This window comes from Nocardia ninae NBRC 108245 (genome assembly GCF_007990755.1).
In the GTDB taxonomy this organism is placed as follows: Bacteria; Actinomycetota; Actinomycetes; order Mycobacteriales; family Mycobacteriaceae; genus Nocardia; species Nocardia ninae.
In genome coordinates this window covers 57,258-78,887 of sequence record NZ_BJXA01000010.1, presented here as the reverse complement: position 1 = coordinate 78,887, position 21,630 = coordinate 57,258, and the positions used below count along the sequence as shown (strand labels likewise).

The 21,630-nt window shown below is 65.6% G+C and carries 21 protein-coding genes; 8 read left to right on the top strand and 13 right to left on the bottom strand.

Features of this window, described 5'->3' with window-relative positions; translation table 11 throughout:
- Positions 1–159 precede the first annotated feature (159 nt).
- Both NN4_RS10370 and dxr read right to left on the bottom strand, forming a co-directional pair.
- The gene (locus NN4_RS10370; RefSeq protein ID WP_147129713.1) at positions 160–1,353 is read right to left on the bottom strand and encodes a M50 family metallopeptidase; all 1,194 of its coding nucleotides are present in this window, start codon (positions 1,351–1,353) and stop codon (positions 160–162) included.
- Positions 1,354–1,915: 562 nt separating this feature from the next.
- Positions 1,916–3,055 (bottom strand): 1-deoxy-D-xylulose-5-phosphate reductoisomerase, encoded by a 1,140-nt coding sequence (dxr, locus tag NN4_RS10365; protein ID WP_147129712.1) that lies wholly within the window; start codon positions 3,053–3,055, stop codon positions 1,916–1,918.
- 176 nt (positions 3,056–3,231) lie between these two features.
- Here dxr and NN4_RS10360 point away from each other — a divergent pair, with 176 nt between their 5' ends.
- From NN4_RS10360 to NN4_RS10350, 3 genes are all read left to right on the top strand, one after another.
- Complete coding sequence (locus NN4_RS10360; protein WP_107658342.1) at positions 3,232–3,501, top strand: DUF2631 domain-containing protein; 270 nt, start codon at positions 3,232–3,234, stop codon at positions 3,499–3,501.
- Between the two features lie 183 nt (positions 3,502–3,684).
- Entirely contained in the window at positions 3,685–4,002 is a 318-nt protein-coding gene (locus tag NN4_RS10355) for a hypothetical protein (RefSeq protein WP_147129711.1), read from the top strand.
- A 555-nt stretch (positions 4,003–4,557) separates the two neighbouring features.
- Positions 4,558–4,758 carry a hypothetical protein gene (locus NN4_RS10350; protein ID WP_147129710.1) on the top strand — a complete coding sequence of 67 codons (201 nt, stop codon included), beginning with the start codon at positions 4,558–4,560 and terminating at the stop codon, positions 4,756–4,758.
- Between the two features lie 334 nt (positions 4,759–5,092).
- Here NN4_RS10350 and NN4_RS10345 read toward each other — a convergent pair whose 3' ends face one another.
- From NN4_RS10345 to NN4_RS10335, 3 genes are all read right to left on the bottom strand, one after another.
- Positions 5,093–5,350 carry a hypothetical protein gene (locus NN4_RS10345; RefSeq protein WP_147129709.1) on the bottom strand — a complete coding sequence of 86 codons (258 nt, stop codon included), beginning with the start codon at positions 5,348–5,350 and terminating at the stop codon, positions 5,093–5,095.
- The gene (locus tag NN4_RS10340) at positions 5,347–5,889 is read right to left on the bottom strand and encodes an RNA polymerase sigma factor (RefSeq protein ID WP_147129708.1); all 543 of its coding nucleotides are present in this window, start codon (positions 5,887–5,889) and stop codon (positions 5,347–5,349) included. The genes NN4_RS10345 and NN4_RS10340 overlap by 4 nt, the downstream gene beginning before the upstream one ends.
- Before the next feature lie 177 nt (positions 5,890–6,066).
- Complete coding sequence (locus NN4_RS10335; protein WP_147129707.1) at positions 6,067–7,005, bottom strand: LysR family transcriptional regulator; 939 nt, start codon at positions 7,003–7,005, stop codon at positions 6,067–6,069.
- A gap of 36 nt (positions 7,006–7,041) precedes the next feature.
- Here NN4_RS10335 and NN4_RS10330 point away from each other — a divergent pair, with 36 nt between their 5' ends.
- A complete protein-coding gene (locus NN4_RS10330) occupies positions 7,042–7,455 on the top strand; it encodes a DUF5997 family protein (protein WP_135232407.1) in 414 nt (137 codons plus the stop codon).
- 297 nt (positions 7,456–7,752) lie between these two features.
- On the opposite strand, the gene NN4_RS10325 is transcribed toward NN4_RS10330, so the two are convergent.
- Together NN4_RS10325 and NN4_RS10320 are read right to left on the bottom strand one after the other, a co-directional pair.
- Entirely contained in the window at positions 7,753–8,439 is a 687-nt protein-coding gene (locus tag NN4_RS10325; RefSeq protein WP_246180807.1) for an inositol monophosphatase family protein, read from the bottom strand.
- Positions 8,440–8,750: 311 nt separating this feature from the next.
- Complete coding sequence (locus tag NN4_RS10320) at positions 8,751–9,023, bottom strand: hypothetical protein (RefSeq protein ID WP_147129706.1); 273 nt, start codon at positions 9,021–9,023, stop codon at positions 8,751–8,753.
- 582 nt (positions 9,024–9,605) lie between these two features.
- Between NN4_RS10320 and NN4_RS10315 the strand changes: the two genes are divergently transcribed.
- Positions 9,606–11,597, top strand: a complete 1,992-nt coding sequence (locus NN4_RS10315; protein ID WP_147129705.1) for a glycosyl hydrolase family 18 protein — start codon at positions 9,606–9,608, stop codon at positions 11,595–11,597.
- 131 nt (positions 11,598–11,728) lie between these two features.
- Here NN4_RS10315 and NN4_RS10310 read toward each other — a convergent pair whose 3' ends face one another.
- Positions 11,729–13,216 carry a serine/threonine-protein kinase gene (locus NN4_RS10310; protein WP_147129704.1) on the bottom strand — a complete coding sequence of 496 codons (1,488 nt, stop codon included), beginning with the start codon at positions 13,214–13,216 and terminating at the stop codon, positions 11,729–11,731.
- A gap of 485 nt (positions 13,217–13,701) precedes the next feature.
- Between NN4_RS10310 and NN4_RS10305 the strand changes: the two genes are divergently transcribed.
- The gene (locus tag NN4_RS10305; RefSeq protein ID WP_147129703.1) at positions 13,702–13,890 is read left to right on the top strand and encodes a hypothetical protein; all 189 of its coding nucleotides are present in this window, start codon (positions 13,702–13,704) and stop codon (positions 13,888–13,890) included.
- Between the two features lie 70 nt (positions 13,891–13,960).
- Here NN4_RS10305 and NN4_RS10300 read toward each other — a convergent pair whose 3' ends face one another.
- From NN4_RS10300 to NN4_RS10290, 3 genes are all read right to left on the bottom strand, one after another.
- Positions 13,961–15,685, bottom strand: a complete 1,725-nt coding sequence (locus tag NN4_RS10300; protein WP_147129702.1) for an ABC transporter ATP-binding protein — start codon at positions 15,683–15,685, stop codon at positions 13,961–13,963.
- Positions 15,682–17,496: an ABC transporter ATP-binding protein gene (locus NN4_RS10295; protein WP_147129701.1), complete on the bottom strand. Its 1,815-nt coding sequence runs from the start codon at positions 17,494–17,496 to the stop codon at positions 15,682–15,684. Before NN4_RS10295 ends, NN4_RS10300 begins: the two co-directional genes overlap by 4 nt.
- A 197-nt stretch (positions 17,497–17,693) precedes the next feature.
- Positions 17,694–18,389: a TetR/AcrR family transcriptional regulator gene (locus NN4_RS10290; RefSeq protein ID WP_147129700.1), complete on the bottom strand. Its 696-nt coding sequence runs from the start codon at positions 18,387–18,389 to the stop codon at positions 17,694–17,696.
- Positions 18,390–18,566: 177 nt separating this feature from the next.
- Here NN4_RS10290 and NN4_RS10285 point away from each other — a divergent pair, with 177 nt between their 5' ends.
- Positions 18,567–19,517 carry an alpha/beta fold hydrolase gene (locus NN4_RS10285; RefSeq protein ID WP_147129699.1) on the top strand — a complete coding sequence of 317 codons (951 nt, stop codon included), beginning with the start codon at positions 18,567–18,569 and terminating at the stop codon, positions 19,515–19,517.
- A 112-nt stretch (positions 19,518–19,629) separates the two neighbouring features.
- Here the strand turns inward: NN4_RS10285 and NN4_RS10280 are convergent, their stop codons facing one another.
- Both NN4_RS10280 and NN4_RS10275 read right to left on the bottom strand, forming a co-directional pair.
- Positions 19,630–19,920: a hypothetical protein gene (locus tag NN4_RS10280; RefSeq protein ID WP_107658355.1), complete on the bottom strand. Its 291-nt coding sequence runs from the start codon at positions 19,918–19,920 to the stop codon at positions 19,630–19,632.
- A 214-nt stretch (positions 19,921–20,134) separates the two neighbouring features.
- The gene (locus NN4_RS10275; RefSeq protein WP_246180806.1) at positions 20,135–20,860 is read right to left on the bottom strand and encodes a MerR family transcriptional regulator; all 726 of its coding nucleotides are present in this window, start codon (positions 20,858–20,860) and stop codon (positions 20,135–20,137) included.
- Positions 20,861–20,945: 85 nt separating this feature from the next.
- Here NN4_RS10275 and NN4_RS10270 point away from each other — a divergent pair, with 85 nt between their 5' ends.
- Positions 20,946–21,422: a DUF6194 family protein gene (locus NN4_RS10270; RefSeq protein ID WP_147129697.1), complete on the top strand. Its 477-nt coding sequence runs from the start codon at positions 20,946–20,948 to the stop codon at positions 21,420–21,422.
- The last annotated feature ends 208 nt before the right edge of the window (positions 21,423–21,630 follow it).

The window sequence follows — 21,630 nt, the reverse complement described above, 5'->3', positions numbered from 1 at the left end:
TTCGCCTTCCGAGCTTAGTCGCGCACGCCGAACGACCACCCTGTGACGCCCACGACAACGTGCTGTCCCCCAAGCGCCGGCGACAGGGTACCGCGTCGCAGGCGCACCGTGGGGGTTCGGTCCTCGACCGGGAGCTCGTCCAGGTCGAGTAGTGCGAAATCAGAACAGTTTGATCGGATTCACGATGTCCGCGGCGAGCGTGAGCAGCATGTACGCACCGCCGATGACCACGACCACGTAGGTGGCGGGCAACAGCTTCAGATAGTTGACGGGTGCGCCCGGGGCGAGCCCGCGCCAGCGGCGGAGGACGTCGCGGATCTTCTCGTAGATCACCACGGCGATGTGCCCGCCGTCGAGCGGCAGCAGCGGGAGGATGTTGAAGGCGCCGAGGAAGAAGTTCAGGCTGGCCAGCACCAGGATGAACATCCCCCAGAGGCCGCGCTCGGCGGTCTCGCCGCCGATCCGGCTCGCACCGTAGACGCTCACCGGCGTCTCCGGGTCGCGTTCGCCACCGGTCACCGCCTCCCACAGCGACGCCACTTTCGCGGGCATCTGGGCGAGCGACTGCACGGTGCGGACGGTGAGGTCACCGGTGAACGACAGCGAGGCCGGGATCGCGGTCAGCACGTTGTAATCGGGACTCTTCGGCAGTTCGCGGATGATGCCGACCGCGCTGACCTCGCGCTTCTCCCCTGTCTCGGTGTAGCGCACGACCCGCTCGGGGTTCACGCGGAGCGTCAGCGACTGTCCGGCACGGTCGACCGTGTAGGTCATCTCCCCGGTCGCGTTCCTGGTTTCGGTCGTGAACTTGGCCCAGCTGTCGACGGGCTTACCGTTCACGGCGGTGATGGTGTCACCGATCTGCAGCCCTGCCTGCTGCGCGGGCCCGACGCCTGAGCACGGATTGGTGGTGCGGTCCGGGTTCTCGTCGGACAGGCATTGCAATTCGCCGACCGTCACCGGCGGTTCGGTCAATATCGGCAGTCCCCAGCCGACCGCCATGATCACGATGAGGACGAAGCCGAGCACGAAGTTCATCGCGATGCCGCCGGACATCACCACGAGTCGTTTCCAAGTGGCCTGCCGGTACATCGCCCGGTCGATCTCGTCGGGCTCCAGTTCGTCGAGCGCGGTCATGCCCGCGATGTCACAGAACCCGCCCAGCGGCAGCGCCTTGAGGCCGTACTCCGTTTCACCGCGCCGGAACGAGAACACCTTCGGCCCGAAGCCGATGAAGTACCGCCGCACCTTCATACCGCTGGCTTGGGCGGCCCACATGTGCCCGCATTCGTGCAACGCGATCGATATCGTGATGCCAAGGGCGAACAGCACGAACCCCAACGCGTAGACCATGTGTTTAGCAGCCCTCCTGCATAGCGCAGCTCGCCTCGATGAAGTGCGACCGCCGGGTCGGCCGCCCACAAACCTGCACCCGCACATCCCGTCACGGCCGCGAGCACCCCGACCACAGTAACCGGACCCCGCCCGACCCTGCGTATTCAGTGTGCCAGGCGGGGCTCACCAGGCGAGTCGATCCGCGGCAACGCGAGTTCGTCGCGCGGGGATGATTGGAGCGTCGGCGAGGAAGTCGCGTGTTTACGCCGGTCAGCGGGCGGGCTCGGGCGCGTACGCGGTAAGGCGTCGGCCGCGGGGCGCGCGCACGGCTAGGCGTCGGCCGCGAGGCGCACCCCCGGACCACGGGGCGTCGTCAAGCACGCGCCCAGGATCGCGGACGTCATCAAGCACGCGCCCGGGATCGCAGGCCTCGTCAGGCAAAAAGCCCGGATCACCGGCGACCTCACGCAGGCCAGCCCAATCACCGCCGACCTCACGCAGGCCAGCCCGGATCTCGGACGACCAGGCACGAACCCGGGTCGCGGGAGCCGTCAGGCGACCACCGGCGCCACCAACAGTCTCAGGCGCGCACTCGCGATCGGGCGAAGTCGCGGGCCCAGGTGTCGGCGGCGAGGACCTCTTCGAGGGAGTTGGGTTCGGTGCGCCACTGGTCGGCGGCCTCGATCGCGGCGGCGACGGTGCGGACGATCGCGGGGAAGCGGATGGCGCCGTCCAGGAAGGCTTGCACCGCAACCTCATTGGCAGCGTTGTAGACGGCGGTGACGGTGCCGCCCGCTTCACCAGCCTGGCGCGCGAGGTCGATCGCGGGGAAGACCTTGCTGTCAACGGGCTCGAAGGTCCAGGTGGCGGCGGTGCCGAAGTCGCAGGCCGCGGCGGCGCCCGGCACCCGGTCGGGCCAGCCGAGGGCCAGCGCGATGGGCAGTTTCATGTCCGGCGGGCTGGCTTGGGCGAGGGTGGAGCCGTCGGTGAAGGTGACCATCGAGTGCACGATCGACTGCGGGTGCACGGTGACGTCGATGCGGTCGTAGGGAATGCCGAACAGCAGGTGCGTCTCGATCAGCTCGAGCCCCTTGTTGACCAGCGACGCCGAGTTCAGCGTGTTCATCGGACCCATCGACCAGGTCGGATGCGTCTTCGCCTCAGCGGGGTTCACCGATTCCAGCATCTCGGTGGTCCAGCCGCGGAACGGTCCACCGGACGCGGTGAGCACCAGCCGGTCCACCTCCTCGGCCCGCCCGCCGCGCAGGCATTGGGCGAGCGCGGAGTGTTCCGAGTCGACCGGCACGATCTGGCCGGGCGCGGCCGCGCGGGTGACCAGCGAGCCGCCCGCGACCAGCGATTCCTTGTTCGCCAGCGCGAGCCGAGTCCCCGACTGCAGGGTGGCCAGGGTGGGTTCCAGGCCGAGCGAGCCGACCAGCGCGTTGAGCACGACGTCGGCCTCGGTGCGACGCACCAGTTCGGTAGCCGCGTCCGGACCAGCCAGCGGCACGTCCAGTTGCTGAGCGGCGGCCGGATCGGCGACGGCGACATTGCGCGTCCCGGTGGCGGCCATCTGCGCGGCGAGCAGCTCGGTATTGCCGCCGCGCGCGGCCAGGCCGACCACCTCGAACCGGTCGGGGTTGGCGGCGATCACCTCGAGCGCTTGGGTACCGATGGATCCGGTACTGCCGAGGAGCAGGACTCTCACGATGTCGGACACGGGTTCATTGTGGCGCACAAGAAAGTCCGTGCAGTGCTTACCCGCCCCGCCCGCTGTCATCGCCCGACCGGCGTGGCCGACTTACAACGACGCGGCGTCGTATGTCACGATATCGAGCAGCAGTCCATCGAGCGTGTACCGGAACCCGCGGTACCCGAACCAGCTAAGGAGCGATCGTGGCCGCCACGGAACTCGAACCCGCCAGCACCGAGCGCGGCATCGTCACTCACGTGGACACCGCCGAGGTTCCCTCCGCAGAGTGGGGATGGAGCGGTGAGTCGCCCCGTACCTTCCGCATCGCCGGCTGGATCACCGCGTTCATTCTGCTTGCGATGATCATCGGTAACCACAAGGGTCGGGTCGAGGACATCTTCCTCATCGGTTTCGCCGCCGCCATCGTCGGCATTCTGGTCCGGGATTCGTTCCTGCGGCGCAAGCCTCGCTAGCTTTCCAGCTCCACGGCACCTGACCGTCGCCACGGTGCGGTGCCGTTGATCATGGTGGAACCGGCCGAATGCCCTGAGATATACCGGCTTTCAGCAGGCCAGCGGGGTCCAGTACGGTGTGCGTCGAGAGGTCCGCGACTCACTCGAGTCGCGGACCTTCGCTGCTGACCTGTGAGGAACCCCATGCCCAAGATCTTCGCCGCCGCGCTGCTCACCGCCAGCGCCGTCGGCTCCCTGCTCTTAGTCCCCGCCGCCACGGCCCACGCCCAGTCCGACGCCTGCAACCGCGCCATCGTCGCGATCAACAAGGCCATCGACGGCTCCCCCGACGGTGTCATCGACGACGTCGTCGCGCAGGCCCTGCACTTCACCCTGATGTCCCTCGATGCCCAAGGCGAAGAGAAGGCCGCCATCACCGGCTACGCCAACGCCCTACTCGACGAAAACGTCACCGACCTGGATCCGTACACCACCGAACTCAACCGAGTCTGCGGCGCCTGACCACTTCGGAGTAGCGGCGTCGAGCGGGACATCAGGGTGCCCGCACTCACGATTCGCCGCCGCTACGTCCCGGCCAGCCCGCCCGACGCCGCCGAGCGGGACAAGACGCAGCGCTCACTCGCACTTTGCCGCCACTAAGTCCCGGCCAGCCTGCCCGACCCCGCCCAACGGGACATGCCGCAGCGCTCACCCGCACCTCGCCGCCGCTCCATCCCGGCCAGGCCGCCCGACGCCGCCCAGCGGGACATGACGCAGCACTTCACCGCCGCTACATCCCATTCGACGAAAGTTGTTCCAGGGCACGGCCGCTCGATGGCCTCGAGCGAAACATGAAGCCGCGCGCATTCGCCATTTCCGCCGCTACGTCCCGGGCAAGCCGCCCGTTGCCACCGAGCGGGACATGACTGAGTGCTCACTCGCACTTTGCCGCCGCTACGTCCCGGCCAAGCCGCCCGACACCGCCGCGCGGGACATGACGCAGCACTTCGCCGCCGCTACGTCTCATTCAGCGAAAGTTGTTCCAGGGCACGCCCGCTCGATGGCGTCGAGCGGGACATGACGCGACGCGCACTCGCGATTCGCCGCCGCTACGCCCCAGGCAAGCCGAACGATGCCGTCCAGCGGGACATGACGCGACGCGCACTCACGATTCGCCGCCGCTACGCCCCAGGCAAGCCGAACGATGCCGTCCAGCGGGACATGACGCAGCACCCACCCGCACATTGCCGCGACGACGTCCCGCTCGACGAAAGCTGAGCCCAGGCACGGCCACGCGATGCGGCGGCCGGGACATGGACGGAGCGCGCACTCGCGATTGGCCGCCGCTACGTCCCGGGCAAGCCGCCCAATGCCGTCCAGCGGGACATGACGCCGCGCCCACTCGCGATTCGCCGCCGCTACGTCCCGAACAAGCCGAACGATGCCGTCGAGCGGGACATGACGCAGCACGCACCCGCACTTTGCCGCCACGACGCGTCCCGCTCGATGAAAGGTGGTCCGGGGCGGCCTATGCCGTCGGACGGGACATGACGGAGTTCGCACTCGCAGTTGCTGCCGCCATGTCCAGCTCGACGGATTAGTGGGGTGGGGGTCAATCGGCGAGCGTCAGCTGGCATCGGCCATCCGCGCATGAACGCTGCAACCGGCCCATCGAAATGGTCTGCATCAATCCGATTGCCCAACAGGTCGGGCAGCCGCGGAGTGCGATGAAGCCGATCGGGGCCAGTAGCAAACTCGCGACACCGATCCACGGCAGCAACGCGAACGCTCCGATCAGTGCGCCGAATCCGGCCACCCCTCGGGCCAGATGCCGCAGCACCGAAGTGCTGGCGAAACTTTGCTCGTTCATTCGCGACCCGCTTCCGGAAACCCGCCGTCCAACGAGTGCTGCACGGCGGAACGAGCCCGATGCAACCGCGACTTCATCGCCGCGGTACTGATACCGAGACGATCCGCCACCATTCGCCCGCTGTACCCCTGGATGTCTCGCATGATCAGCACCTGCCGCTGATCGATCGGCAAGGCCGCGATGGCCGTTGCCACCCGCTCGGCCTCCAACCGGCGCATCGCCTCGTCCTCCGCCGAAACCATCGAGACGTCGGATGCCACCTCGACAGGTCGCGCCATCAGCCGCAACTGACGCAGGCACTCGTTGCGCACGATGCGAAACATCCACGCCGCCAACGCTCCTGACGCACGCAACGTGCCGATCTTGCGGTACAGGATGATCAATGCCTCCTGCGCCGCATCCTCGGCATCCTCCGGCGACGCACACAGCGAATAGGCGAACCGCCGCACATGCGGGTGCGTCCCCGACACCAACGCGGCGATCGATTCCACATCACCCGCCCGCGCGCAGGCCACCAATTGTTCGTCGGGCCAACTCATTTCCGGCTCCGCCGACGCAGCACGGCAACACTGCACGCACAAACCAGCAGTGCGCCAACGACAATCGCGGCAATGATCACAGCAACCTCCCAGGCTCGTGCCGACGTGGTTGCCGGCACAAGTAAGAGAGGGGCGGACTCCGGAAAAGGATTCACCCGTGCACCGCCTGGATCCGAACTACCGCCCCCGACGCTTCGCGGGCTTCTTCTTACCGACCGCGTTCTTCGCCGGACCAGGTCGACCACCAGCCCGCTTCGCCACCGACTTCTTCTGCGGCTCAGCACTTTTCGCGCGCACAACCGGCGACCGAGAACTGCGCTCCGAGCGACCCCGCACCACGCCCACGAAATCTTCGACCAGATCACTGGTCCTCTCCGTCGGCCACGCCAACGCGATCTCGGTGTCCGCAACGTCGGTGACCGTGCGATACACCAGGTCACGACGAGCATGCAGCCGAGCGATCGAGTGCGGAACCACCGCGACACCCACCCCGGCCGCGACCAGCTCGATAGCACCCGAAACGGCGTCGATATCGGACGCGTCCTGCATCCGCTCATCGGCCAGATCCGCCATGCTCACCTGCTCGAACACCGAGATCGGATGATCCTTCGGCACCACAACCACCGGCACCTCCCGATAGAGCGGAATCGCACTCATCCCGTCCCGGTCGATCGGCAGCCGAACAAAGCACACATCGACCCGCCCCGCCCGCAACGCCGTTTCCTGCTCCCCCATCGGCACCCCCACCACCTCGAGCGGCGTATCCGGAAACCGCTCCCCCCAGATCCGCGTCCACTTCGACACCGTCACACCGGGCACAAACCCCACCCGCAACGCCGCCGGCCCGTCCGTTGTCGCCTCGGCCACCGGCTCGGCCCGCGCAATCAACTCCCGCGCCTCCGCCAACAACGCCGCCCCATCCTCAGTTAGCTGAGTAGGTTGCGCGCCGGGCACGAACAGTTTCGTCCCCAGCTCCCCCTCCAATTCGATGACCGTCTGACTCAATCGCTGCCGCGAAATATTCAACCCCTTCGCCGCCCGCGCAAAATGCAGCTCCTCGGCAACCGCGACAAACCATCGCAGCCGCGCGACATCGATCGACTCGAACCGGCTCATGCCAGGAACACTATCGCCACCCGATACGCTGTCTCAGTGAGCCCGGACCCGAACCCCCAGCTGATGAAGCCCCTGACCGCAGCCAACAAGCTCGGCATCTACCTCCCCGCGGCCCCCGAATCCTTCCAAAACACCCCCCTCTCGCGCGCCGACCTCGAAGCCCTCCGCACCGACCCGCCGGAGTGGCTCACCGAACTCCGCCGCACCGGTCCCTTCCCCCGCGACGTCACCGCCCGCAAACTCGGCGTCTCCAACTCCGGCCTCTCCCGCGCCCAGGTCTCCGACGCCCTCACCGCCGACGAGATCGCCGCCCTCCTCGCCGACCCCCCGGAATGGTTGGTCCGCGAACGCGAGAACTACGCCGAGGTCCTCAAGGAAAACGAGCGAATCGCCGCCAAGGAAGCCGAGCGCCGCGCCGCCACCAACCGCCCCGCCAAGAACCGCACGTAGGCGTTTCCCCGCTGTCCTCGGGACACCTCACATACCGCTGACGAACTCGCGGTAAAGGAACTTCTGATGCAGACTTTCCAGGGTTCCCGAGTGCCGCGGGAGGGAAATCAAGGCGAGGCGACACGATTCGACATCAGCCGCTCCGTGACTCCGCCAGCAAGTCGACGAACCACTGCACGCAATCGGGGTCGCTGGCAATCGTTTCGGGGAATGTCGGCTCGCGTTGGTTCAGAAACTGCTCATCGAGCGGTAACGGGCTGATCCCGTGGTCGTCGGTCGCTGTGCGACCCATCGCCGTCACCAGACCGATGCCCGCAGCCCCATCCCAGACTTTCTGATCGGGCCGGTAGAACAGGTCGAACTGATGTTTCGGTGCTCGGTCCAAGTGGAGAGGTCGATGCAGGTTCTGACCATGTCCAAGGTTTGGGAGGTGGTGCGGGTCTTCATGACGCATCCGATGTCGGCGAGATCGGCCTCGAACTTCCGCGCGACAGTGTTCTTACTTCGCGTGACCGAGGCCCGCCTCGGTGTCTTCGTAGGGCCAACCGGCTCAGCGGTTGCTCCGTTCACCAGCACCGCACCCGACCAATGGATCGAGATGGGTACGCGATCAACACCCAACTCCGGCGCAAGGACATACGCCGCAGTCGGCACACCGGCTTCGAGAAGGCATAGAACACTGCAGAATTCGCGTCCGCCGGGTGTGATGAACTCACTCGTACCGTCGATCGGGTCGATGATCCAGGTCGGTTCACCCGAGCTGGGCAGCTCCGCCTCGTCTTCTTCCGCGACGAAGCGCGACCCGGGAAAGTGTCTCCCGATGGTTTCGATGATGGTCGTCTGAGCCGCCAGGTCTGCTTCGGACAACAACGTGTCGTCGGCTTTCGTACCGACCTGCATCGAGCCGAGGTTGCGGCGGTATCGGCGGAGCAACGGCAGCAACTGCTCATCCAAGGCTTTCCACAACGATCCGACGTCGCTCAAAGCGCCTCCCACGCAGTGTTTTCCTCCGAGGGTAGCGGCTGTGGGGTCAGCGAAGGCGGTAACCCGCCGGTTCAGCCAGGTCCGACGGGGCATTGCACGCCGCGCCACGAAAAGAGGCGCACGACAGAAGAATTGCGGTACCACCGCCGCACGGCGTCGAATTCAGGGCTCGGTTGTCAGAGGCCGGGAATGGGATGTCCCAGAACACGCGAGGTAGTGAGTAGCCGATCATGAGAGCGTAAGAGGTTGGTGGCGATGACGGACTCGATGGGCGTATCTCCACTCCGTGGCGTCCACTCGAATTGCCTTTGTCATTGCGAATGGCGTCGAAGAAACCGCAAGTTCTCCGGATATGCGGGCAATTCGGTGAAATTCTTGGCGACCACCGGCACCACGAAACGGTTGGCGGGTCCGATGACGCTCGAGTCGGAGGGGGTCAGCGACCAAGGGCCGACTCGATCAGTTCCGCCACTGGCCAATCCGATGACGAAGGTGGGAGTCGGCGGTGTTGCCGACACGCTGGGCCGGCACAGGTGTGTGGTGATGACTCCCACCAGCGTTCCAGCGGCCAGTGCCGCTACCACGATCAGGGCGACGATCCTCGTGATGACCAGACGTTCGGCTGCAGCGGGCCGCCGGGATCAGAGTGAACGAACGGTTACTCGGTCATGGCAGCCTCACATAACTTGCACGGCTGTTTTCCGGCAACACACGCCGACGTTTGCATAATACGCAACAACATCAAGCCATCCCGTAATGGCGAACGTGAAATCAGAGGTTTGCGACAAGGCCTCAGCAAGACCACTACCGGCTGGTCGCATCGAAATAGTTGAATAACCGCCGCGCACAATAATCCTCAGCTCCCCCGTCCGCGCAACTGGGGAAGTAAATACCCACTGACGCGCCGAAATCCCCACTCTTACACTGGGGATTCGCCGGTGACTTTTCGTGTCATGATTCAAATGGTTGTTCCGGCAGTGACGGCAGACCGGTCTGCTGTTGGCCGGGACACCCTCTTGCACAACAGTTCTCGGTTCTCGCTTGCCTCCTTTGTTCGGGCTGTCGCCGCGCGCAATCACCGAAATTGGGTGTCGTGGTGGCCGATTCGCTGACCTAAGCGATTCGGTTCATCGGGGACCGATACAACGTCCCCATAGGGAGGACCCATGCGAACCGCGAAACATACGGGGCTCATCGCCACGGTCGCGAGTCTGGTGATCGGCATATCGGCGGTGTTGGTGGGGTTCACCAATGCCGCGCCGGTGCACACGGCGTCGGTCGGCGCGACCTCCGGCGGTGTCAAGATCGCCTACTACAACCAGTGGTCGGTTTACGAGAACCGCTTCTACCTCAAGAACGTCGATACCTCGGGTATGGCGGCCAAGCTCGACTACATGATGTACGCGTTCGCGAACATCCACCCGACAGAACACACCTGTTTCGAGGCGAACAAGGCGGCGAGCCAGGACGAGAACAACCCGAATGCCGGCGACGGCGCGGGTGACGCGTTCGCCGACTACGGCAAGTCCCACGACGCGTCGATGAGTGTCGACGGCACCGCGGACAAGTGGGACGACCCGATCGTCGGCAACTTCAAGCAGATCAAGCAGCTGAAGGCCAAGCACCCGAACCTGAAGGTGCTGTTGTCGATCGGCGGTTGGACGTACTCGAAGTTCTTCTCCGATGTGTCCGCGACCGACGCCGCGCGCAAGAAGTTCGCTTCCTCCTGCATCGACATGTTCATCAAGGGAAACCTGCCGAAGATGGACGGCTACGGCGGTCCGGGCACCGGCAAGGGTGTTTTCGACGGGCTCGACCTGGACTGGGAGTACCCGGGCGGCGGCGGCCATGTGGGTAACCACGCCTCGGCTGCGGACAGGGCGAATTTCACGCTGCTGACGGCCGAATTGCGCAAGCAGCTGGACGCGCAGGGCGCGGTCGACGGCAAACGCTACGCACTGACCGCTGCGGTGGCGGCGGGCCAGGACAAGATCCGCCACTACGAGACCAACAACCTCGGCAAGTACCTGGACCTCGTCAACGTCATGACCTATGACATGCACGGCGCCTGGGATGCCAAGGGGCCCACAAACTTCCAGGACCCGATCTACAGCAGGCCGGACGACCCGATGGCACCGGTCCCGCCGGGCAACGGGAAGTACAACATCGACGCGGCGATCAGCGCATGGACCACCGGCGACAGCTCATACGGCATCCCCGGCGGCTTCCCGGCGAACAAACTGACCATCGGATATCCGTTCTACTACCGCGGCTGGACCGGTGTGCCCGCGGGCAACAGCAATGGGTTGTTCCAACCTGCGACAGGTCCGGCACCCGGCGGTCCGTCCTCCGGCAACGTCCCCGGCATCCGGATGTACAAAGAGCTGGCCGGCGTCGTCGACAATCCGTCGCGCACCTTCTACGACCCCGTCGCCCAGGCCGCCTTCTTCTACGACGGCACCAACTGGTGGGGCGGCGACTCGCTGCGATCCATCCAAGCCAAGTCGGACTACCTGCACTGCAAGGGTCTCGGCGGCGCGATGATGTACTCGCTGGAGAATCTGGATCCGGCGTCGACCCTGTTCAACCAGGTGGTCAAGACCGTCGACGGTACCGCGACGAACTGCAACCCGCCGACATCCACGACCCCGCCCACCTCAACAACAACCACACCGCCTACCTCCACAACAACCACACCGCCCACCTCTACGACAACCACACCGCCCACCTCTACGACAACGACCACACCGCCGAACGGAAACGGTGTGATCAACGGCGATTTCGAGACCGGCGCCCTGTCCCCGTGGTCGTGCGCGGGCAACCTCGGCTCGATCACCACCGCCGCGGTGCACGGTGGAAAGAACGCCCTCACCGGCGCGGCAAGCAGCAGTGACACCGCCCGCTGCTCCGAGGAGATCACCGTCGAACCGAACCGCACGTACACGCTGTCGGCCTGGGTCAACGGCAAGTACGTCTACCTCGGTGTCACCGGCTCCGGCACCACTGACACGTCCACCTGGACACCGGGAACCAACGGTGCCTACCAACAACTTTCGACCAAGTTCACCACCGGACCTTCCACCACGAAGGTCACCATCTGGGTCCACGGTTGGTACGGCCAAGGTTCTTACAACGCGGATGACATCACGCTGAAGTAGGAACCCGACACGCGAAGGTGGGTCTCGCTCGACGAGACCCACCTTTCGTGCGCCTCAGGACCATTCGCGCTACCTGCCAACGCTATTGCGAATCAGCGCGTCTGGTATCCGAGAGCGAGCGACAAACGTCTTCATCCGGCTGCGCGTATGTGTGCGAGCCATCGAGTGGTCGAGCGCGATGTTGCGCATCCCACGACGATCAGCGAAAACAACAGTGCGGGAACGAAAGCCAACAGGGCACCATACTCACGACCGACGAGACTCCCACCGACGGCAACAAAACCGCCCAGTGTGGTGATGGCAGAACCGAATACAATTGCTAGACGTCCGGCTCGCTTTCGTGCCAACAGCCCGATAGAACCACCGATCAGCAACGACGACAGCGCGGTGGCGACGATCGCAGTGATGACCAGCTCGGCGGTCTGGTTGTAGCCCGGCCCCGTCGCACGACCGGACACCAGCTCGATCACCGCGGCGACTGCGGGCACTGCGACGATCAGACCGAAAACCAGGGCGAACGCAGCGGCGGTTTTGGGGGCAAAACCAGACGGTTGGCTAGGGTCCGCCACCGGCGACATGTGGCACGGATACCCCGAGTCACCCGCGCGGCGAATCGGATCAGGGCGATTCAGCACGGTCGGGGCGAGGCGACGCCGTGGATCGTCCTCGGTAGTGGTGGACGGAATCGGTTCGAGCCCCGGGTTGCGCACTGTGGGGAGTGCCCAATTACCCGGCACAGCGGGCCCTCCATGCAACGCCGTCGTCGCTGCTTCCGCGAATTGGCGACAGCTGGCGAATCTTTCGTGCCGCTGCTTGGCCATCGCGCGCCCGATCACATCATCGAGCGCCGATGGTAGATCGGGGCGACGGCTGCTGAGCCGTGGCACCGGTTTGGTGATATGTCCGGCGATGATCTGGCCCGGGTTGGTTGCGGGGTAGGGTGACTGTCCGGCCAGCAGGGTGAAAAGCGTACAAGCGAGCGAGTATTGGTCGGCCCGGTGATCCACCTGCTCACCGGATAGCTGCTCCGGCGACGCGTACGCGAGAGTGGCGGTGAAAGTCCCGGTGGCGGTCAATTTGGTGTCGGCATCGAGCAATCGCGCGATACCGAAGTCGGTGAGGATCGCCCGCGGGCCACGGCCGAATTTCGCTTCGGACAGCAGGATATTCGCGGGCTTGATGTCGCGATGCAGCACTCCTCGGCCGTGCGCATAGTCCAGGGCCTCCGCGGTATCGGCGACGATTTGCAGGACTTGTTCCGGCGATGCCGCTTGGGGATCCAACCGCGCAGCGTCCGTACCGGCGATGTACTGCATGGAGATCCAGAGATGCCCATCCTCCGTGCCGCGATCATAGATTCCGACAATGCCAGGATGGTCCAGGCGTGCAACAACATTCGCTTCGAGTTCGAAGCGGCGACGCAACTCTTCGTCCTCGGACACCGCACGGTGCAGCAGCTTGAGCGCAACCAGTCGCGGCAGGCGCGGATGGCGAGCCCGATAGACAGTGCCCATACCGCCGCGCCCGAGCACATCCTCGACGAGGTACTCGGCAAACGACTCGCCCACTCCAAGCACCACGGTCCCTCCTATCGAGCGCACTCGGATCGAGCGCAGCATAGTCCGATACGCAGGCCGAGCCGATCAGCTCTAGCTCCGCAGCACGGACAGACGGGCCTCCGCCGCAGGCTTGCCCAACCATCGCCGCGTGACACGAACGAACCAATAGCCCCTAGCTGCATTAGATTTGAGGGGCACATCATCGGGTTCTGAAGCCAGACGCACCATGTCGATGCCCTCCGCCAGCGTCCTCTGCACAGTACCGTCCGCGCAGTTGCCCACCGTCCAGGTCCCAAGAGGACCTTGATGCTCGACCCTCGACAGATCGGACCAGCCCCCTTAAAGGTGCCCACAAAACATACCGTAGGTATGTTGACGCAGCCATTAGCCGACTATAGGTTTTAACTAGCGGGGCGTGCGGAGCCGATCTTCACACCCTGCGAGCGGCGACCGAAGGCTCCTACAGGACGGAATCCGACGCAAGCTGTTCTGCCCCGCTACCCCGTCCCGACGCGGTGGAAAGACCACCATAAAGGGGGGTTCGCATGGACGACGCGAACGACAGCAGTAGGCCGGGCCCGCCCGGAGAGCCACACGGCGATCCCGGAGATTCGGAGCCTCCAGGCAACCGCAGGTGGCAGTCCCGTGACGAACGAATCCGACTATGGATCGTGACGCTGACTCCGATCATCACAACGGTGTCCACCGTGGTCATCACCTTGCTCACCCGCTGACTTCCAGCGGTGGCACTCTTCGATGCCCAACGGCGCAGAGAGCGCAGCTTCGCACCGAATCACGGCCCGTCTATACCGTCAACCGCCATCCCTGTGCCCGTTCGCGTTCCCGCCAGAAGTCGGCGTACTTTCCCTCTTGCGAGATCAGCTCATCGTGGTTGCCGCGCTGGACGATTCGTCCGTTGTCGAGCACCAGGATCTGGTCGGCGGCGGCGATGGTGTGCAGGCGGTGGGCGACGACCAGGAGGGTGCGCTGCTGGGCGAGTACGCGGATCGCGTCAACTACCGCCGCCTCGTTGTCCGGGTCGAGTGCCGCGGTGGCTTCATCCAGCAGCACGATCGGGGCCTGCTTGATCAGTGCCCTGGCTATCGAAACCCGTTGGCGTTCACCACCGGACAGGCTGACACCGCCTTCGCCGACGCGGGTGTGCCAGCCGTCGGGGAGACGTTCGACGATCTCGTCTACGCGGGCCAGCCGGGCGGCGTCGCGGATCTCCGCGTCGGTGGCTTCGGGCCGGCCGAGGCGGATGTTGGCCTCGATGGTGTCGTCGAAGAGGTACACGTCCTGAAACACCATGGCCAGCTGGCTCATTCGCGCCTCGGTGGTCAGCTCACGCACGTCGACACCGCCGACCCGGACCGTGCCGGCGTCGACATCCCAGAAGCGCGCGGCCAGCCGCAGCAGCGTTGTCTTACCCGCTCCAGACGGGCCGACGATGGCCGTCAGCGTGCCGGGCCCTGCCTCGAAACCGATGTCCCGCAGCACCGGTCGATCGCCGTACTTGAAACCGACGTTCTCGAAACTCACCGCGCCGGGTGTAACCACCTGTGTCACTGCACCTTCCGGCAGCGTGGGCACCGCAAGGACCTCGTCGATCCGATCGATGTTCTCCGCGGCCACCCGCAACGCCGCCCCGTGGTCCATGATCTCGACCAGTGGGCCGACGAACCGAGTGACGAGTACGAGCAACGCGATCAACTCGGCGGCATCGAGCGAGGTGCCCAGCGCGAGGGCGACGCCGACGGTGATCAGCGCGACGAACACCGCCTGCACGGCGACGGAGAACACGAGCAGGGCGGAGACCGCGTTCCGGCTCAGCTCACCGAAGGCGCGACGCTCCCCGACCAGCGCGTTGTCCAGCAGATGATTGTCGGTGCCGGTGCGGCCGAAGGCCCGCAGCACCGGTTGGCATTGCGCGAATTCCACAACGCGCCCGGCCGCCTCGACCGCAGCGTCGTCGACCGCGCCGAAACTGCGCGCGAGGGCGTGCTGCGACCAGCGGTATGCGGCAAGTAGCACCACACCGGAGAGGGCCAACGCCACTCCGAGCCGCCAATCGAACAGCAGCATTCCGACGGCCACGACCGCCGGAGTCACCACTGCGCTGACCACCGGTTGCATCAGGTGCGCAGGCACACCGAGGATGCTCATCGTTCCCTGCGTCATGGTGTGCGTCAGCCGACCGGTCCGGTCGGTACCGAACCAGCCCAACGGCAACTTGGCCAGATGGTCGCCGACGCGGTGATGCATCCCGGCCAGCAGGCTGTCGGCGATCCGCTGGCCATGTATGGCCTGCGCATAGAACACCACGCACGTCACGACCGTCGCCGCGGCGAGGGCGGTCAACCACGGTGCCGCGGCGTCCCGATCGCCGTCCAGCAGCGGACGCAGCACGGGAACCACGAGTAGTAGGCAGACGCCCTGCAGCACCGAGAAGGCGACTATCAGCCCCACCCATCGAATGAACCGTGCTCGATCGTCCGGATAGACGATCCGAAAGAGCTTGCGGATCATACTGATTCCTTTCCATAAGCCAACTGAGCCGAGCCGGCGGGAGCAACAGCGACCGTGTCGTGCCGCTGGGTCGCCCACATCCGCGCGTACTCACCATCGGCTGCGAGGAGTTCGTCGTGGGTGCCTGCTTCGAGCACTCGGCCGTGTGCGAGAACAACGATGCGGTCCGCACCGCGAATCGTGTACAGGCGGTGGGCGATCACCAGCAGGGTGCGACCGGTCACCAGGCGCGACAGCGCGTCCTGCACCGCCGCTTCGGATTCCGGATCGGCGAAGGCCGTCGCCTCGTCAAGCACCAGCACGGGCGCATCGGCCAGCAACGCTCGCGCGATCGAGATCCGTTGCGCCTCACCACCGGAGAGCTGCGCATCCACGCCGACAACGCTGTGGTAGCCGCGCGGTAAGGCCGTGATGCGCTCGTGGATCTGCGCCGCCCGCGCGGCGGCCTCGACCTCGGCGAAGCCGGCATCCGGCCGTCCGAGCGCGATGTTGTCGCGAATGCTGGTGCGCAGCAACGACGTTTCTTGAAAGACGAACCCGACCCGGCGATACAGTTCCCGTTCCGCGATATGCCGTACATCGACGCCACCGATCCGGACAGCGCCCCCATCGACATCCCAGAAGCGTGGCAGCAGACGCGCCATTGTCGACTTCCCCGAACCCGACGCGCCTACCAGCGCGGTGACCGTGCCTGGCTCCAGCACTAGGTCGACACCGTCGAGCACGGCCGCCTGCCCGTCGTAAGAGAAACGCACAGAATCGAATTCGACGCGAGCCCCGCTCGGCACCGACGGATCAGCGACTCGCGGCAGCTCAGGGGTCGCGAGCAGTTCGGCGACGCGCCCGGCGGCGGCGGTCGCCTGCTGCATCGCGATCGCGCCGAAGCCGAGCGCCAGCACCGGCGCCCCGAGCCCCACCGCCAACATCACGAATGCGATGAGCTCGACCGGCTCCGCCCGCAACCACATACCCCCACCGAGGGCGACCACCAACAGCACCGGTGGCGAAATCATCATGGACGCAAGCGCATCCAGCCGCCGCGTCGGTCCGGCCCACTCGCTGAAGAAACGCGCGAGATCGTCGCCTGCGCGCTGGTAGCGGGCCTCACGTCCGGCTCGCTCGAACGCCTTCACGACCGCGATGCCGTCGACGAACTCGACCATGGCCGAGTTGACCTTGTCCACCTCCGCGTTCCAGCGCGCCATCCGCGCCCCTTCGCCGCGCTCCATGTACGCCACCAAGCCGAACCACAGCACCAGCGGCGCCAGGCACAGCGCCGCCAACCGCCAGTCGAGGAAGAACAGATAGCCCAGTGCCACAACGGGAGTGACCACGGCGGCCACCAGATCGTTGATCGCGTGCGCCACCACGTGGTGCACGGCGGTGACATCATCGGACAGCGCTCGCTTGACCCGACCGGAGCTGTGCTCGGAGAACCAGCCGAGCGATACTCGGCTCAGCCGCAGCGCCGTGCTGCGCCGGATCTGCAGGCCCACATCGGCATCCGCGGTGTGGCTCAGCGTGTACGCGAACCCCGCACACACCGTGCGGATGACGAAACCGATGGCCGCCACCGCCACGAACGTCCAGATCCGGTCGCGATCCACCGCGTCATCGCCGAGGAACTCACGGGCGATCTCAACAATCGCGAGATACGGCGCGAGTCCGGCCAGCGATCCCAGCAGCTGGAGCACCCCCGCCACCGCCAGCCGACCACGGACAGGCGCGAGTACGACACCCAATCCGCCGCGCTTCTGTTCCGGCTGCGCCGCCTCAGCCACCGTCGCGTCATCTCGCACTGCCGTAGTCATCCGGCCCCTCGCAAATTAGATCAGTGTTTCAATTCAGAGTGTATAGATGACTCCGACGAATGCAAGAGTGTTGACGTCAACACACCCAAAGGCCGTCGAATAGCGCAGGGCTACTGCGGATTACGCGGCAACTGCCCGCGCCCGCCGTGCGATCCAGCGCCTCCGGTCGAGCACCGAGGTGACCGAAACACGTCGGCCTACTGCCTCGATGCACCGAGCTCGGCCAACCGAACAGCGAGCCCGTCCAGCACCCGGTCGAGCGCGTATCGGCAGAACTCCCGCTGCATAGCGTCGCGCACGGCGCGATCACCCTCGAAGCGGGCGACCATCCGCCGCATCTCCTCGGTGCCGGTTCCCGCGGCGGGATGCGATTCGAGCATGGTCAGCAGGCCCGCCAACCCCGCCCCGCTGTCGACGTGCGCTTGCTGGTCGCCGATCGCGATCAGCCCGAGACAGGTGTCGAAGGCGGTGGAGTACGCGACGGCAGACTCCTCCCCCCACCCCGCTTCGACCATCAGCCGCATCCCGGTGGCGAGCGTCGGCAGGAGTTGGTCGGTCTGCGGGCCGTTGTGCAACAGCCAGGTGGCGACACCGGGCCATTGCGGCAAGTGGTCGATCATGGCCGACAGCACGCTGTGCAGCATCGACCGCCAGTCGGTGTCATCAATCGTCAGGTCCATCATGGCGTACACCCGGTCGACGACGGCCGCGCAGACCTTCGCCCGGTCGCCGACGTGGTGATAGATCACCGACAGCGACGTGTCGAGACGGGCGGTGAGTTCACGCATGCTCCAGCCGTCGAGCCCCCGCTCGGCCGTCAGGGCCGTCGCGGCCGCCACGATCATGTCGCGCGACATGCCGGTGCGGTAGGCGCGCCTGGAACCTGCGGGCATCGGTATCCCTAATCGTGAGTGGAGTTGGAACGGCGATCCAGAGCATAGATCCGTGCACACCCTTGGTGGCGGTCTGCTCCACCTTGGGGGATCGGGCCCAGCACTCGGGGATCTGAAAATGGCGGACGTTGCGGTGGACAGTTGAAGAAGTCACCACCAGCGAACCCGGAGCCTCCGATGTCGATCTCGAGCACCATTGCTACCTCGGCAGCACGCCGTGCGACGGTGTCGACCGAAGACGGTGTGGCGCTTGCGGTTCGGGAATACGGGCCGCGTAATGCGGAGCTCACCGTCGTTCTCCTGCACGGGCATTGCCTGCGCACCGAGTCGTGGACCGATGTGCGCGACGCGCTACGGCGCCAGCACCCCGGTGCCCGAATCGTCTGCTACGACCACCGTGGGCACGGTGACTCCGCCGCGGCGTCCCGGCAGACCTATCACCTCGAGCAGCTCGGGCACGACCTGCGCGACGTGCTCGACGCCGTCGCGCCGACCGGCCCGGTGGTGCTCGTCGGCCACTCGATGGGCGGCATGACCGTACTGACCTACGTCAGCCAGCGACCGCACGAGATCGGCACTCGGATCGTCGGCGTCGCACTCATCGCGACCGCGGCCAGTGGGCTGGCCGACGCGGGCTTCGGGCGGCTGCTGCGCAACCCGGTGATCTCGGTGTTCCAGGCTGCGGTTCGACGGGCTCCGGTGCTGATGCACCATGCGAAGTTGTTGGCCTGCAAAGTTTTCGCGCCCATCATCCGGATGGCCGAGTTCGGTGATCGCAAGGTCAGCGCGCGCGTACTCGCTCTCGCCAACGCCATGCACAACGCGACGCCGATCGTGACGATGGCCGGCTTCTTGAGCTCGTTCATGGACTATGACCGCACCGATGCGCTTGCGGTGCTCTCGAAGATTCCCGCGTTAATACTTTGCGGGACAGCGGATTTGATGACGCCCCCCTCGCATTCCATCGCTATGGCGGCGGGCGTCGAGTATTCGGATCTGGTGCTGGTCGAGGGGGCTGGGCACTCGGTCATTCTCGAGCAGCCGGAGCGAGTCGCCGAGGCTGTTGCCCGGTTGGCGAAGCGGGTGAGCGGGGCCGGGCCGCGGGCGCGTCTCGCGCTCGTTGCATAGCGCTTCTGCTGGCTTCGAAACACGTTCTGCGCCTTGCAGAGCGGTGTCGTGCGGGTCGACCGTCATTGTCACCGACCGGTCGATCCGCACGACACCCGCGCATCCCGAAAACTCAGGTGTACTGCGCCTGCTGGGCGATGACGAAACCACCCTGCCCGTTGGCGTCCTGACCCGTGTCGAGAACCTTGTCGTCCAGGAACGCCGCGGCATCCTCGTCCAGGAAGATGCGTGACCCTTCGGCGGTCAGGATCTGGTCTTGCTCAGCCGGTACCGCGGCTACCTCGAGCTGCAGCGTTTCCGCGCCGTCGGCCGTGGAGATGCGCAGCCCGGCATCCTCCGGTGTGCCTTCCGCCGACGTAATAGTGCGAACGACCTCGATGGCGGTGGGGGTGAGCATCAACATATATGTGGTTCCTTCCCGCTGTCGTGACAGTCAGCCAAGAATTTGGCGAACTCCGATCCCGCCGACCGCCACCAACGCCCCCATCGGCGTCGGCAGGCCATACCGGCGTTCTCTCAGGAGTAGCCATAGGCTGGTTCGCGAAACTATATTTTTCGTAGCCGGCAGCATTTCCCATGCTCAGAAGCGAATTGTGAGCCTCGCCGCAGCCAGTCGGCTAGCGGTCAGCGGCCTGGTCCGGAACCGTGACAGCAGGGGATGAAATCACGGCGTGCAGGGCTGCGGCGGCGTCGAGGAACGCTGTGGAACGCATCGCGAGGGTGGCGTCCCGGGCGGCTAAGGCGGACTGCACGTCGTCGGATCGGTGGGCCTGGCGCAGCTCGGGCAGTACGGCTCGGAGGTGTGTGATCGGGTAGCCGGCTTTGCGGAGTTGATGGACGATACGGGCGTCCCGAACCTGCGCGGGGGTGTAGTGCCGTGCTCCCTGTTGGGTTCGGCTGCGTTCTGGGATGACCAGACCTTCTGCGTCCCAATGCCGCAACGTCGATGTGCGGATGCCGAGGGCGTCGGCGAGTTCGGTGATGCTCATCGAATCGGCGCTGTGTACGTCGACGATCGGCTCGAAGGAGATCGATGCGGCGGCCTGTTGGGCGTGGCCGAGTTCGATGCGCTCAACGTGCAGTCTTGCGTGCGCGGCGTCGAGCAGGGCGAGGGCTGTCGCGAGCGGGCCCGTGTGGAGAGTCCGCAGAATCTTCTTGGCTTCGGTCGGGTCAGTCGCAGCCGCGAGTGCCCGGTAAGCAAGCGCCGCATGGAGGTGCACCTCCCCATAAACCCGGTGTCCGCCCGGAGTACGTGTCGCAGGCGGCAGGACGCCCTCGCGTTCGAGGTTGCGCACCTGCTGCACCGAGTACCCGACCCGGCGTGCGACATCTACGGTGCGCATGACCTGCGAGTTGAGGTTTCGCAAACAGAACTCCTAGCGACCGTGCCCAAAGTCCACACAAGCACTTGAATGACACGCTGGAACCATGACCATAGACGAGATCATCGACTTCGTGGCAGCCCTCGACGGCGTACTGATTCTCCGCCCCGCCGCCGGCGACCAGTGGCCGGAGATCAGCTGGGGCGACACCTTCTTCTACTACTCCCCCGACGGCGTCGTCCCCACCAACACCCAGCCCTTCGCCACCATCGTCACGAAGGACTACCCCGACGACCAGAACTCGCGCCTGAACCGCGCCGATACCTTCCGAGTCAATATCGCCGCAGGAAAAGACGCTTTCATCGACCACACCGGTCACCAGCCGCGCGAAGCAATCACCGCGGATGTGGACCACAGCGCCACCGACACCGTCATCCCCCACCCCATCTACGGCACCGCAGCCTGGCTCGCCGTCGTGAACCCCGGCACCCGCACCGACACCGTGACCCGCGAACTACTGCACACCGCCTACCTCCGCGCACGTTCCCGCTACGAGCGGCGGGCCGGAGCAGACTCGCGCTGATCTCCCGTCTCCACCCATCACCGCGGCGTCTTAAGCTTGCGATAGCAACGATAAAGCTGCGAATGTGGGCCGAAATCTCGTCGGCGACGTCGTTATCGTTGCTATCGCAACGTTAAGGTTCGCGCGCGATTCCAGCCAGGAACGCCGTGAACCCGCCGAGCCCGTCAGGTCGACCGAATCAACGGCCACGACCACACCGAATGCGTGC